A 12,459-nucleotide genomic window follows, 5' to 3' on the forward strand; every position below is an offset into this window, starting at 1 on the left:
AATGCGATACGGTGCAATCCGGCACAAGAGACCTACGTCACAATTCCCGACTCTGCCCCAAGCCCTGCCTCAGCGTAGCGCGGCGCGCAGCGAATCCAGCGACCCGTCGCTCGGCGCCGCCCGAAGGCCAAGTATATGGGCCATCAGCGGATAGACATGCACGTTGCGAAACGGCGCGAGCTCGCGCCCGACCGAGAAACTCGGCCCAGCCCCCACGAAGGTCGCACCCATGCTGATCAGGTCGGGGTCGAAGCCGTGATTCCCGCCCCCGCGCCAGTCGTTCTCGCGCCAGCGGGCCACCTGCGCGCGCGTCGTGATTGTCCAGCCGTCCGCCGCGACCAGGACGAGACTCGTGATGCGCGGATGCGCGTTGAAGTGGAAGTGCGCCGGCACTTCGCCCTTTCTATAGACTTGCAGCGCTGGGTGCGCGCCGCGCAGCCGCGTGTACACGCGCTCCATCGCGCCGGGCTTCGGCTCGATCGCCCCGACCGGATTCCAGTCGATCACGTCCACGTCGGCCATGTCGATCAGATCGTCGAGCACGATGGCCCGTTCCGGAGCGACCGGCGTCATCCCATGGTCACTGACGACGACGATATCCACGCGATCCGTCATCCCGCGCGCGGCGATGCCGTCCATGATGGCGCCGAGCGCGGAGTCGACTTGGGCGATTGCCGTATCGACCTGCGGCGACGACGGTCCGAAGCTGTGCCCTGCCCCATCCACTTCGTGGAAGTAGGCCACCAACAGCGACGGCGCTTGGGCAGGCGGAAGCGACAGCCAGTCGAGCAGCATCTGCACCTTCTCGGCGCGCGGTTGCTCGTGGTTGTAGCGGCTCCACCACGAGGCGCGCGTGCCCTTGATGGCCGCTTCCGAGCCCGGCCAGCCCACGATGGCCGCGCGCTTGCCCTGCTGCTCGGCCGTCACCCAGATCGGCTCGCCGCCCCACCAGCGTGATTCTGACTGCGCGAGTGTGTCACGCAGCGTGAAGATGCCGAGCGCGGAGTCGCGCATGGCGTTCGCGACGATGCCGTGGTGCTCCGGCGTGAGGCCCGTGACGATCGTGTAGTGGTTCGGGAAGGTCTTCGACGGAAAGCTCGGGACCATCCGCTCGGCGCGTACGCCGCGGGCGGCGAGTTCACGCAAGCGTGTCGCCGCCGGGCGATGGATGTAGTCGTAGCGGAAGCCGTCGAAGGAGATGAGGATGAGGTGCCGCGTCGGCGCGTACGCCACGCGCGCGGCCGGCGGCGCGGGCGCTTGCGGCGCACAGGCCGCGATGCCCAGCGCCGCGAGCCACAGCGCAGCGCGATGCGCAATCGCCCTCACGCCTTGGCGGGCTCGGGCTCGTCCTCGCTGAGGAAGCGTCGCAGGATCTTGCCGATCATGCTCTTCGGCAGCTCGGTCTTGAACACCACGCGGGCCGGCACCTTGAACGGCGCCATGCGCTCCTTGCACCACTGGCGAATCTCCTGCGCGGTCACGGCCTGGCCGGCGCGCCGCACGACGAATGCGACCGCGACCTCGCCCTGCGCGGGGTCGGGGAAGCCGCGGACGCCGACTTCCTGCACGGCCGGATGCGCGGCGATCACTTCTTCGATCTCGCGCGGCCACACCTGCATGCCGCGCATCTTGATGAGGTCCTTCTTGCGATCGACGATGAACAGGTAGCCGTCTTCGTCGAAGTAGCCCAAGTCAGCGGTGAAGAGCCAGGTCTCGCCGTCCGGGCCCTTCTTGAGCATCTCCTTCGACTCCGACGCGTTGTTCCAGTAGCCGCGCATGATCTGCGGGCCCTTGATGAGGATCTCACCGACTTCCTTGGTCGGCATGACCTTCGTCGGATCGTCGGCGTCGACGATCATCATCACCACGTCGGGCAGCGGCGTGCCGACCGATCCGGGCTTCTGCGGGCCCTTGAGCGGGGAGACCGTGGCGGCGAGTGCGCTCTCCGTCATGGCGTAGCCCTCGAGGATGCGTGCGCCGGTCACGTCCTGGAAGCGCTTCATCGTCTCGAGCATCATCGGCGCTGCGCCGGAGACGCAGGCCTTCATCGAGCGGAAGTCCACCTTGCCCGCCTGCACGCGCTTGTGGTTGAGCAGCGCGTTGTAAAGCGAGGGCACACCGCAGAACACCGCGGGACGCGTGGTCTCGATCGTCTTGACGAGATCGTTGATGTCGCGCGGGTTCGGCACCAGTGCGATCGGGTTGTGGCCGAGGAAGCAGACGGATTGCACGCCGCAGGCACCGTAGGAGTGGAACATCGGCAGCGGCAGGCAGTAGACGCCTTCCCACTTGGGCAGCACGCTGCCGAGCCAGGCGTTCACTTGCGTTCCTGTTTGGACGAGCGCGCCATGGTGGATGCGCACGGCCTTCGGCGTGCCCGTGGTACCTCCGCTCATGAGGAGCAGGGCATCGTCATCCACGCCGGGGCGCGGGTCGGCGGGAATCTCGCCCTTGTACCGCTCGAGCAGCGCCGGCAGCCACTGATCGTTCTCGCGCAACGTGGCGCGATGGCCCGTCTTCTTCTCCAGTAGCAGCGTGAAGATGAACTTGAGCAGCGGCGGGAACCATTCCTTGATGTTCGTCGCCACCACGTGCTTCACGCCGGGGACGCGGCGCTGCACGGCCTTCACGCGTTCATAGAAGGCGCTGAGCGTGAGGACGACGGTCGCGCCGGTACCTTCGAGCGGGCCGACGAGCTCGTCTTCGGTGTAGATCGGGTTCAGCGGCACGTAGGTGGCGCCGAGTTTCCAGGTGGCGAGTTCGCCGATGAAGGACTGCGGGCAGTTGGGGAGCAGGCAGGCCACGCGGTCGCCGCGCATCACGCCCAGCTTGGCGAGGCCGAGGGCGAAGGCATTGGAGGCGTCGCTGAGCTCCTGCCAGCTCACGGCCCTTCCTTTATATAGGAAGGCGGGTGCGTGGGGGCGTTCGCGCAGGGCTTCGTCAATGGCATCGAGCAGCGTACCCGGGGGATAGTTCCTGATCGTCCTGGGGACGCCGTCGTCGTAGTGCCGGAACCACGGATAGTCTTGCATGGGCTGGGCGGGGTAGATTCCCCAATATGCACAAGACCCGCATTCGCCACAGCCCTCTGTTCGGCATCCTGTTCTTGGTCCCGCTGGCGCTTGGCGCCCAGGACGTCCGCCTCCGCAACACCGAGCCTGCCGTGCAGCGCGCCTTGGCGCAGGCGCAGCAGCTGCAGGGCTGGACGCTCGAGCAGCAGGTGAGCATCTGCGAGATTCCCGCGCCGCCGTTCAAGGAGCAGGCGCGGGCGGAGGAGTTCCGTCGGCGACTGGTGGCGTTGGGTTATCCTGAGGCGCGCATCGACGCAATCGGCAACGTGATCGCGAGCGTCGGCCGCGGTCGTGGCCCGCGCGTGATGATTGCAGGGCACTTGGATACCGTGTTCCCCGAGGGCACGGACGTGAAGACCACGCGCACGGGTGATCGCATCGCTGGCCCTGGCATCGGCGACGATTGCCGCGGGCTCGCGGTCGTGCTCACGGTGGCGAAGATCCTGAAGGAATCGAACGTCGTGCCCGAGGGCACGCTGTACCTCGTGGGCAACGTCGGCGAGGAAGGCCCCGGCAACCTGCGTGGCGTGCGGCACATCTTCACCGAGTCGATGCGCGGGCAGATCGATTTCTTCATCTCCGTGGACGGCAGCGGTGGCGCCGGCATCGTCTCGCGGGCGGTGGGGTCACATCGCTACACGATTTCGTTCGAGGGGCCGGGCGGCCACAGCTATGGTGCGTTCGGCATGACGAATCCCATGCACGCGATGGGCCGTGCGATCGCGCGTATTGCCGATCTCCAGGTGCCCGCCGGTGCCAGGACCACGTTCAATGTGGGCATCGTGCGCGGCGGCACCAGCGTGAACACCATCACGCCGTTGGCGCAGATGGATGTGGACATGCGCAGCGAATCCCAAGCGAATCTCGAGGAGATGGACCGTCGCATTCGCGCGGCGGTGGACACCGCGGTGAAGGAAGAGCTGGCGCGCTGGCCCAACTCGCGCGCGCCGATCACCGTGAAGTACGACACCATCGGCATCCGCCCCACGGGCGGTCAGGGTGACGACGCGTACATCGTGCGCACCGCAATCGCCGCCGCCAAGCTCTTGGACGACGGCCTCATGTGGACGCCGCGCACCGAGGCGTCGAGCACCGATGCCAACCTGCCCATTTCGCTTGGCGTTCCCGCGATTACCATCAATGGAGGCGGGCGTGGCGGCGGTGCGCATGGCACCGCCGAGTACTACCAGGAGACGCCGGACAGCTATAAGGGCGCGCAGTTCGCGCTGTTAATCGTTACCGCGCTCGCGGGCGTGAGCCGCTAAGGAGAGAGCGATGAGCGTTGATCGTCGGGAGTTCCTGCAGGCGAGTGCTGTCGTTGCACTGGGTATGTTTGGCGTTGCCGGCGTACGCGCGCTCGGCGCGCAGCAGGGCCTGCCTGCGATGACCATCTATAAGAGTGCCAGCTGCGGCTGCTGCAAGCTGTGGGTGGATCATGCGAAGGGCGCCGGCTTCAGTGTGCGCGAGGTCAACACCGACGATCTCAGTAGCGTGAAGCGCGAGATGGGCATTCCGCCGCGTTTAGCCAGCTGCCACACTGTGGTGGTCGGCAGTTATGTCGTCGAGGGACATGTGCCCGCGGATGATGTGAAGCGATTGCTGCGCGAGCGTCCGAACGGTGTCCGGGGATTGGCGGTACCGGGGATGCCGATTGGCAGTCCGGGCATGGAGCAGGGACCTCCGAGCCAGTATGAGCGGTATCAGGTGATGGCGTTTACGGCTGCGGGCGCGACCAGCGTCTTCGCCACGCACGGACCGCCGGCGCGCTGAGCGCGCGGGGGACGTTCACCCGAAGCGGGAGGTCGCATTGCATCTCCGAGCTGGCGCACTGCTCGGCTGCATGTTGCTGTCCGGATGCTACAGCGTAAGGCAGCAGGCAGTGCTGCCCATCCCGGTCACGCTTGATGCCCCGAGCGACTATCAGATACTGCCACCGGAAGGCGCGCCGCCGCCCGCGAACGCGTGCATGGTGCTGCGGGCGCGACTCGACGTGACGCACGTCTCCGGAGACACGTTGCACTTCTCGGACATGCAGATCATCACGCAGCCAGCTGGCGCTCCGCGTTGTGAACATCGCGGGCCAGGGCGTGTGGTAGTCGCCGACAATCCGGAGATCGTGGCATTGGAGATGCGACGCAACCGCGTACTGACCGCGGGCGCAGCGGTGCTCGTGATACCGATGGTGGCAGCATCGGCGCTGTTGCTGTACTTCTTTGGATAGCGCATCCCCATGCCCCGTCAGCTCATCTCGCTGGTGCTCGCCTGCGCGTTCTTCACAGGCTGTTACACCACGCACCGGTTTCCCGCGGTACAGATCCCCGTCAGGCTCGTGTCGGAGGAGCGTTTCCAGCTCCAGTTTCCTGCGAGCGCCGACACACCCACGTCGAGCTGCGGCGCGCTGCGCGCCGACATGGAAGTGAGCATCATCCGCAGTGACACGCTGTTCTTCCGGAGTATTACCGCGCTACAGCAGCCACCGGGCGTATCACCCTGCGCTCACCGCGGGGCGGGGTTCGTCGCGCTGGCGGAGTATCCGCAGCTGCGTGCGGAGCGTCCGGTACTCAATCGCGTGCTGACCGCTGCCGGTGTCATTCTCGCTGTGCCGTTCGCGTTGGTGAGCCTCACGTTGATTGGCTGCGCGACCGTCACGGACTGCGTTGGGACGTGAGGTCGGGGTAGCGGGGCGTGCGGTTTATTGCTGCGAGTTCGCAGGAATACACGGGCGGCTTTTTTCACCCCGATTGTGCTAGGTCGTTGGCGCTGCTGCGGTTGCGAGGAATTACGGTCGTAATGCAGGTTTGGATTATGGCTTGGAAGGGTGGGCGGAATTCTGAGCTAATCCACGTTATGTCGACACGCAGCCTATCCGCCCGTGACCGTATTCACTTCGCTTGATGACTATCGGCGGTTTGCACATTCGCTTCGCAGCGAGCGCAGGTTTGTACACGCGAAGCATGTGCGTTCGTTCCTTGATGCTGTGGCCGCATCGGTCACCCCGCGCGTCGAGATACTAGTTCGCAACACAAGGTTCTGGAGAGCGCAGATCGGCTCTATCCCCGGCGAGGTCGTGATCGACGCGTCTGGAGACACCGCTACGGTTGATTTTCCATTGAAGCCAGAGCGCATGATGCCCCTGCCCACGCGTGCGCGAGAGAATCGAGCCAATCCCCATGGCATTCCGGCCCTGTACGTAGCATCTCATCGAGACACGGCTATTGCAGAGATTGGCGCGCGCAAGCATAGCATCGTCACCGTCGCAAGCCTACTTGCAACACGAGACCTAAGCATCGTCAACGCCACCCTTGAAACCGATCACAATCTTTGGCTTGGCAACGAGGAGCCCGAAGGTGAAGTCCTCGAACGCATGGTGTGGGGTCAGATTGATTATGCGTTCATGCGCCCGGTGACTCGCGCCGACGACGCTGCCGACTACGCTCCCACGCAGGTGCTTGCCGAGCTGTTCCGTCAACTCGGCTACGATGGAGTCGCGTACGCGAGCTCATACGGCGAGGGCCATAACGTTGCGCTCTTCGACTTAGAGTCTGCGCGCGTAGAGGCCGCACAGGTCTCTCGCGTGACTGATATGAAACTGACCGTGAATCACGAGTACGGCGAGTCGTACAGGATTCCCCACGTCGATTCGCAGTAGGTGCGACATAACGCCGCTTGCTGCCGACAAACGCAGGTGCGGTAGCGGTTGTGGGGCCGCCGCTCCACTTTACCGAAGGACTGCGGCGGCCCCACAACCGCATTTTATTGGGGCGTTTGCAGCAGAAGCACACGTTATGCCGACCAGAGGAGTTGAGTGACCAAGTCACCTGAAGAGTTTGGCACAGCCCTCAGCGGCGCCATGAACAGGCACGGCTTTGCGTTTCAGGAGGCGGCGTCTCGCGCCGTTGTTGTTTTGGGAAGCAATAGAAAGATTGATTGGTTCCTGGCTGCGACAGAGTTTCCGGTATCGCTCGGGACGTCCGAGTCCCATGTCGACTTAGTTCTGGAGGACCGCTTCGAGAGGGCCTTCTTGGCAGTAGAGTGCAAGCGCGTAGATCCTGCAGTTGGGTACTGGCATTTCGCGCGCTCGCGCTTCGAGGATCAGAACATGTCGACTCCGAAAGTCGTACTCGAGGAGTTACATGCCGATCCCGAGCTTGGCACCATCTCGAACCCGCTCCAGCTTGGTTGGAGTACGCCTCCCTTCAACATCGCCGTGGAGGGAAGGACGCAGTCGAAGGGAGATGGTGTCGGCGGCGCAAACGATGCGATTGCAAAGTCCGTGGCTCAGGCGCTTCGCGGTGCAGCGGGACTCGCACAGTTTCTTGCCTCGCGCAATGAACCCATGTCGCGCCAACGCTCGTTGCGTGTCGTTCCGGTCGTGGTAACCACGGCGACCCTCGTAACCAGCGAGAATGATCTCGGATCTGCCCCCCTCGACTCTGGTCGCATAGACTCCGCCGGCGTGACCGCCGGACCCGTGAGTTGGCTGTGGTACAATCACAATCGCTCGCGATCGCTCCGCCCTGACATCCCGTCCCGCGCGGACCCGGGATCAATGGCTCATTGGCTGTCGCTAGTATCCACGCGCTCTGTGGCGATCGTGAATGCGGCGAGCTGGGAAGAGTTCTTGCGCGTACGATTCTCGTAGCGCGCGGCATAACGACGCTTTCTGCCGATGAACGCGGGTGCGGATTGCAGTTGTGGGGCGGCCGCCTGATGGAGCATGGGACGGCCTAGCGGCCGCCCCACAACTGCGTCTTATTGAAGCGTTCACAGCAGAAGCTGACGTTATCTGGACCAGTCATGACTTCCTCAGAATCGAAGAGATCGAAGCCGCGTGTTGATGACCGCGGCCGTGCATTCGCTGGAAGCCAGCTGCAGGTTCAGCTCTACTCGTCCCGCCTGCTTCCGACGCTCGAGGCCGCACTCGCTGGCGCGATCAATCGGGCCGGCGAGCAACTCGATTGGATTGCCCCGGCCGAGAACAAGAAGTTCGAGGAGCTGCTGGATGAGGCGTTCATCAACGCCCTAGGCCTTGGCGCACATGCCGCTGCGCTCCGAAGCTTCTGGCCGGGGAGCGGTCCGCGCTGGGATGGTCTCGCGCGCTTGCGGCAAAGTGGCGCGGTCCTACTCGTCGAGGGAAAGAGCTACCCTGCGGAGATGCGCGGGAGTGGATGCCAGGCGAAGGACCCTCGTTCCATCGAGCTGATCGACGCGGCCTTGGACGGGACGAAGGCATGGCTCGGCGTTCCGAGGGAAGCCGACTGGAAGGGCGAACTCTACCAGTACGCCAATCGCTTGGCGCACGTCCGCTTCCTTCGCGAGCGTGGTGTGGAGGCTTGGCTCGTGAACCTCTGCTTCGTGGACGACCCCACGAAGAATCCGACGGACGCAGCGACGTGGAAAAGCGCGTTGACGCAGGCCAAGATCGACCTAGGCCTCGGCGATATCAGCCACGTCGCGGTGGACGTGCTCCTGCCCGGTCTCGCGCCAACTGCTTGGGACCTTCCCGCGGCCAGATAACGACGCTTGCTGCCGACGGCCACGCTATGGTAGCGCGGGCTGCGCCCGCGCAGTCTATTGGAGTGTCCGCAGCAGAAGCATACGTTACGCGAGTTGCGCGCGCATATAAGTATGTATATATTCGTGCGTGACCGAGAAACCCGTCGCCTGGCTTGGCTCCTCCCTCGTCGACGTCCGCGCCTTCCCCAAGGTCGCCCGCGAACGCCTCGGCTATGCGCTCGACCGCATCCAACGCGGGCTTGAGCCCCCGGACTGGAAGCCCATGCCGAGCGTCGGGCCCGGCGTACGCGAGATCCGCGTGCAAGTCGGGCGGCAGTTCCGCGTGCTGTACGTGACGCGCTTCGCCGAGGCGATCTACGTGCTGCACGCGTTCGAGAAGAAGTCGCAGAAGACCCCAGCCGCAGACATCGAGCGCGCCCGCAAGCGCCTCGCCACGATTCGTCGCAGCGCCAGCGAGGAGGACGCATGAAGACCAAGATCCGCCGGACCACCGGCAACGTATTCGCGGACCTCGGGTTCGCCGCCGAGGACGCGGAGCACCTCAAGGTGCGCGCCGACCTCATGGTCGCGCTCACCAAGCTCCTCGACGCGCGCGGCCTCTCGCAGGCCGAGGCGGCCAAGCTGCTCGGCGTCTCGCAGCCGCGCATCAGCGACCTCGTGTGCGGAAAGATCGACAAGTTCAGCGTCGACACGCTCATCAGCATGCTCGCGGCGGCCGGCGCCCACGTGTCCGTCAGTGTCCGCCGCGGACGGGCAATCGCGTAACGTCGCTTGCTGCCGATGGCCGCGGGTAAGGATGGGTTTGGCGGGGCGTCCGTGATGACCTAGGCTAGTAGCGGACGCCCCGCCAAACCCTTTTATATGAGCGTCCACAGCAGAAGCACACGTTAGAGCGACCGGGACAGATATGACGCGTTCGAAACGCTTTTTGCTTTCCGTGCTTGTCACGGTGTTGGGCTGCGATCGCACTCCGGCGCCGCTTCCCGATACCGCGCCGGTCGGCGACGCGATTCCCCAAGTCACCGCTCTCGGCACGCGTGTCCCGATTCCGCCTGGGGCTGACACCCTCGTGCATCGAGTCGCCGTCCGTGCCGACTCCATCCCGCACGATGGTTCTCCAGGACACGCGCGCTCGCGCATCGTTTTCGCGGACTCCGCCAGTCTCGAAGTGCCGGTGCGTCACGCGACGCTCCTTGCGACGTTGCCCGCTGCCCAAGGTGCGGATTGGCTGCTCGTCGCCGGCACCGAATGTTCGGAATGTGACGCACCTGAGGTGGTGTGGGTGTTTCGAGGTGTGCCAGGGTCCCTCTCGAGTCGAGGAGTCGGCTTTGCCTTTCCGGGAGCGCACACCGAGGCGGGCATCGACGAAACCCCCTACTTCCGGAGCCGCCTCTTCCTCGGGGTATGTACTGCGGACACGTCGCGCACTGCGGTTTGGTTCGAGGAGACGCTCCAGCCAGACTCCGCGCGTCAGCACCTCGTGCGCATCCTTCGCTCGGCACCTCGCCTCAGCGACACCACGTTCGCGTGGTCGGACGCATTCGAGACCGCAGTGCTATCGCGGGTACGGTCTGGTTCATGCCGCGAAGTTCCGTCGCGCGATCAGGCCATTCTCTAGTTCAGCGCGAGGCGCTCTAACGCCGCTTGCTGCCGACGAGCGCAGGTGCGGTAGCGGTTGTGGGGCCTCGGCTCCATTTTCTCTAAGGTTCGCCGAGGCCCCACAACCGCATTTTATGGGAGCGCTCGCAGCAGAAGCACACGTTATGTGGACCGGAACCGGGTTCGCGATTTCAGAAAGTTTTAATCTCGGCGCCACGACAGCTTAATGCCCGCCTCGCATAGTCTGGACATCTCCTTCTACGAGGCTCCGATGCTCCAGCTGCTGGTCCCGTGCGCCGCCACCGTGCTCCTGCTGAGCGCCGCTGGCTCGAGTGCCACCGCCCAGGACGTGCCGTACAACCAGCGCGTCCGCTTCGAGGCGCCGCCTGTCGCCCTCGATTCGTCCACCGTGCAGCTGCGCGTCGTGCATGTGACAACTTCGGCCCCCGTGCGCGCGCTCGTGTGCATCGACTCGCCGCAGCCGCTCACGGCCGTCACCGACGAGACCGGCGCGATCCGCATGCACAACCTGCGCCAAACCAACACCCACGTGCGCGTCGTCGCGCCGGGCTTTGAGGAGACGTCGCTCATCTTCTATCCCGGCAAGCGGGGCCGCTCCTACGCCACGGTCCGGCTCGTGCCGCAGCCGGGCACCGCGTCCGCCAATCCGTCGTGCGCGGACGGACGGCGCGGGGCCACATAACGACGCTTGCTGCCGATGAACGCGGTGCGGAGTGGGTTTGGCGGGGCCGCCGAGATGCCCTAGGCTGGTTGCGGCGGCCCCGCCAAACCCTTCTTATTGGAGCGTTCACAGCAGAAGCTCACGTTACTGCGACTACCTAATGGCAAAGAAACGACGGACCGTTGTTCCGAAGTTCGGAAGCGCCGCGCGCGGTGGCCCTACCCCGCCCGCTGGCACCGGACCGCTGGCGCGCTCCCGCCCGCTCGATCGGCAAGCGGTGAAGCCGCAGGCCACGAGCGCGAAGTCGGGACGCCGCGGACAATAGGGGACGCTCGACGTTCCCTTAGGATCGAGCGGGGAGCCGCGATGCCAATACCGACCGTGCGTTTCAGCCGGCGTCTGCGCAGTAACGTCGCTTGCTGCTGATGGTCGCGGGTGCGGTAGCGGGGCTGGGGCGGTCGCCCCGGGGCGAGCGGGGACGGTGCGGTCTGGCGACCGCCCCACCCCCGCATTCTATTGAAGCGTCCACAGCAGAAGCACACGTTATCGCGACTTGTGCCGGGGGACAGGCGATCCGCCGCATTCGCGTCGCGGGACGTGCGTCGTGATCCGCAAGTTCGTCGCCAGTGCTTTGGGGGTCCACGCCGAACGGTTCTGCGCGCGTGTGTCCCGCCAGATGCCGCAACCTGCGGACGGAGCCTGGCGGACGACCCAGGCCGCTCGACGGGCATGGCTTACGCATCCCGCGCGGTTTGTGCGCTCCGCCGCGCGCGCCGACGACGCGCGCGATAACGACGCTTGCTGCCGACAGCTGCGGCTAGGGAAGCAGTTGTGGGGCGGCCACCCTGTAGGGCATGGGACGGCCTAGCGGCCGCCCCACAACTGCATCTTATTGAAGCAGCTGCAGCAGAAGCACACGTTATACGCATCCGGGACGGTCGCGCGTGTGCTTGCGGTCTGTATATGTTCGGCATATACTTAGACTATGCTGGACCTCGCCGCGCTCCTTGCCAACGTCGAAGGCTTCGAGTGGGACGCCGGGAACACCGAGAAGAACGTCCTCGGCCACGGTGTCTCGCAGGGCGAGGCCGAAGAGATGTTCTTCGTCGCCCCGCTGGTCCTGCTCGAGGACGAGAAACACTCCGCCAGTGAGCGGCGGTTCCTCATCTTCGGTCCAACGGGATCGGGGCGCCTCCTCACCGCCGCCTTCACCGTCCGCCGCAAGCTCATCCGCATCATCTCCGTCCGCGACATGAGTCGCCTGGAGCGTCGCCGCTATGTCGAAGCCCGCTAAGAAGCTCAAGGCCGTCCCCAAGTTCCGCTCCGACGTGGAGGCAGGCGCGTTCTGGATGTCTCACGACGCGGCCGAGTACCTCGACCTGAGCAAGGCGCAGCCCGTGCGCTTCGCCAAGCTGCGCCCGTCGACCGCGACGATCTCGCTGCGGCTCCCGCAGGCGATGCTCGAGGAGCTGCGCGTGCTCGCGAACGAGAAGGATGTGCCGTACCAGAGCCTCCTCAAGGTTTATCTCGCCGAGCGCATCGCGCAGGAACGGAAGCCGGCTCGCCAACGTCGGCGCGCGAGCGTATAAC

15 protein-coding genes are annotated in these 12,459 nt (G+C 65.2%); 13 read left to right on the forward strand and 2 right to left on the reverse strand.

Going from position 1 to position 12,459, the window contains the following annotated elements:
- Positions 1–69 precede the first annotated feature (69 nt).
- Together Strain318_RS14250 and Strain318_RS14255 are read right to left on the reverse strand one after the other, a co-directional pair.
- Positions 70–1,326 (reverse strand): alkaline phosphatase family protein, encoded by a 1,257-nt coding sequence (locus tag Strain318_RS14250; RefSeq protein ID WP_367886361.1) that lies wholly within the window; start codon positions 1,324–1,326, stop codon positions 70–72.
- Complete coding sequence (locus tag Strain318_RS14255; protein WP_367886362.1) at positions 1,323–3,032, reverse strand: AMP-binding protein; 1,710 nt, start codon at positions 3,030–3,032, stop codon at positions 1,323–1,325. The genes Strain318_RS14250 and Strain318_RS14255 overlap by 4 nt, the downstream gene beginning before the upstream one ends.
- Positions 3,033–3,058: 26 nt before the next feature.
- Here Strain318_RS14255 and Strain318_RS14260 point away from each other — a divergent pair, with 26 nt between their 5' ends.
- The 13 genes from Strain318_RS14260 (at position 3,059) to Strain318_RS14320 (ending at position 12,458) form a co-directional block, all read left to right on the forward strand.
- Positions 3,059–4,336 (forward strand): M20/M25/M40 family metallo-hydrolase, encoded by a 1,278-nt coding sequence (locus Strain318_RS14260; protein ID WP_367886363.1) that lies wholly within the window; start codon positions 3,059–3,061, stop codon positions 4,334–4,336.
- A 10-nt stretch (positions 4,337–4,346) separates the two neighbouring features.
- Positions 4,347–4,841 carry a DUF411 domain-containing protein gene (locus Strain318_RS14265; RefSeq protein WP_367886364.1) on the forward strand — a complete coding sequence of 165 codons (495 nt, stop codon included), beginning with the start codon at positions 4,347–4,349 and terminating at the stop codon, positions 4,839–4,841.
- A 109-nt stretch (positions 4,842–4,950) separates the two neighbouring features.
- Positions 4,951–5,292: a hypothetical protein gene (locus Strain318_RS14270; protein ID WP_367886365.1), complete on the forward strand. Its 342-nt coding sequence runs from the start codon at positions 4,951–4,953 to the stop codon at positions 5,290–5,292.
- A 9-nt stretch (positions 5,293–5,301) separates the two neighbouring features.
- Complete coding sequence (locus Strain318_RS14275; RefSeq protein WP_367886366.1) at positions 5,302–5,739, forward strand: hypothetical protein; 438 nt, start codon at positions 5,302–5,304, stop codon at positions 5,737–5,739.
- Between the two features lie 204 nt (positions 5,740–5,943).
- Entirely contained in the window at positions 5,944–6,720 is a 777-nt protein-coding gene (locus Strain318_RS14280) for an RES family NAD+ phosphorylase (protein WP_367886367.1), read from the forward strand.
- A 156-nt stretch (positions 6,721–6,876) separates the two neighbouring features.
- The gene (locus Strain318_RS14285) at positions 6,877–7,713 is read left to right on the forward strand and encodes a hypothetical protein (protein WP_367886368.1); all 837 of its coding nucleotides are present in this window, start codon (positions 6,877–6,879) and stop codon (positions 7,711–7,713) included.
- Positions 7,714–7,868: 155 nt separating this feature from the next.
- A complete protein-coding gene (locus tag Strain318_RS14290; protein ID WP_367885715.1) occupies positions 7,869–8,588 on the forward strand; it encodes a hypothetical protein in 720 nt (239 codons plus the stop codon).
- Positions 8,589–8,715: 127 nt separating this feature from the next.
- Entirely contained in the window at positions 8,716–9,057 is a 342-nt protein-coding gene (locus tag Strain318_RS14295) for a type II toxin-antitoxin system RelE/ParE family toxin (RefSeq protein WP_367886369.1), read from the forward strand.
- Positions 9,054–9,353, forward strand: coding sequence for a helix-turn-helix domain-containing protein (locus tag Strain318_RS14300; RefSeq protein ID WP_367886370.1), 300 nt, complete (start codon positions 9,054–9,056; stop codon positions 9,351–9,353). The genes Strain318_RS14295 and Strain318_RS14300 overlap by 4 nt, the downstream gene beginning before the upstream one ends.
- A gap of 142 nt (positions 9,354–9,495) precedes the next feature.
- Positions 9,496–10,206: a hypothetical protein gene (locus Strain318_RS14305; protein WP_367886371.1), complete on the forward strand. Its 711-nt coding sequence runs from the start codon at positions 9,496–9,498 to the stop codon at positions 10,204–10,206.
- Positions 10,207–10,458: 252 nt separating this feature from the next.
- Positions 10,459–10,890 (forward strand): hypothetical protein, encoded by a 432-nt coding sequence (locus tag Strain318_RS14310; RefSeq protein WP_367886372.1) that lies wholly within the window; start codon positions 10,459–10,461, stop codon positions 10,888–10,890.
- Positions 10,891–11,854: 964 nt separating this feature from the next.
- On the forward strand, positions 11,855–12,163 hold the full coding sequence (locus Strain318_RS14315) for a BrnT family toxin (RefSeq protein ID WP_367886373.1): 309 nt from the start codon (positions 11,855–11,857) through the stop codon (positions 12,161–12,163).
- On the forward strand, positions 12,147–12,458 hold the full coding sequence (locus Strain318_RS14320) for a BrnA antitoxin family protein (protein WP_367886374.1): 312 nt from the start codon (positions 12,147–12,149) through the stop codon (positions 12,456–12,458). The genes Strain318_RS14315 and Strain318_RS14320 overlap by 17 nt, the downstream gene beginning before the upstream one ends.
- Position 12,459 lies beyond the last annotated feature (1 nt).

This window comes from Pseudogemmatithrix spongiicola, assembly GCF_030623445.1.
Lineage (GTDB): Bacteria > Gemmatimonadota > Gemmatimonadetes > Gemmatimonadales > Gemmatimonadaceae > Pseudogemmatithrix > Pseudogemmatithrix spongiicola.

Coding starts and splice junctions, on each gene's coding strand:
- Strain318_RS14260 (WP_367886363.1), top strand. CDS start 3,059: ATGCACAAGACCCGCATTCGCCACAGCCCTCTGTTCGGCATCCTGTTC.
- Strain318_RS14255 (WP_367886362.1), bottom strand. CDS start 3,032: ATGCAAGACTATCCGTGGTTCCGGCACTACGACGACGGCGTCCCCAGG.
- Strain318_RS14305 (WP_367886371.1), top strand. CDS start 9,496: ATGACGCGTTCGAAACGCTTTTTGCTTTCCGTGCTTGTCACGGTGTTG.
- Strain318_RS14300 (WP_367886370.1), top strand. CDS start 9,054: ATGAAGACCAAGATCCGCCGGACCACCGGCAACGTATTCGCGGACCTC.
- Strain318_RS14290 (WP_367885715.1), top strand. CDS start 7,869: ATGACTTCCTCAGAATCGAAGAGATCGAAGCCGCGTGTTGATGACCGC.
- Strain318_RS14265 (WP_367886364.1), top strand. CDS start 4,347: ATGAGCGTTGATCGTCGGGAGTTCCTGCAGGCGAGTGCTGTCGTTGCA.
- Strain318_RS14275 (WP_367886366.1), top strand. CDS start 5,302: ATGCCCCGTCAGCTCATCTCGCTGGTGCTCGCCTGCGCGTTCTTCACA.
- Strain318_RS14315 (WP_367886373.1), top strand. CDS start 11,855: ATGCTGGACCTCGCCGCGCTCCTTGCCAACGTCGAAGGCTTCGAGTGG.
- Strain318_RS14310 (WP_367886372.1), top strand. CDS start 10,459: ATGCTCCAGCTGCTGGTCCCGTGCGCCGCCACCGTGCTCCTGCTGAGC.
- Strain318_RS14320 (WP_367886374.1), top strand. CDS start 12,147: ATGTCGAAGCCCGCTAAGAAGCTCAAGGCCGTCCCCAAGTTCCGCTCC.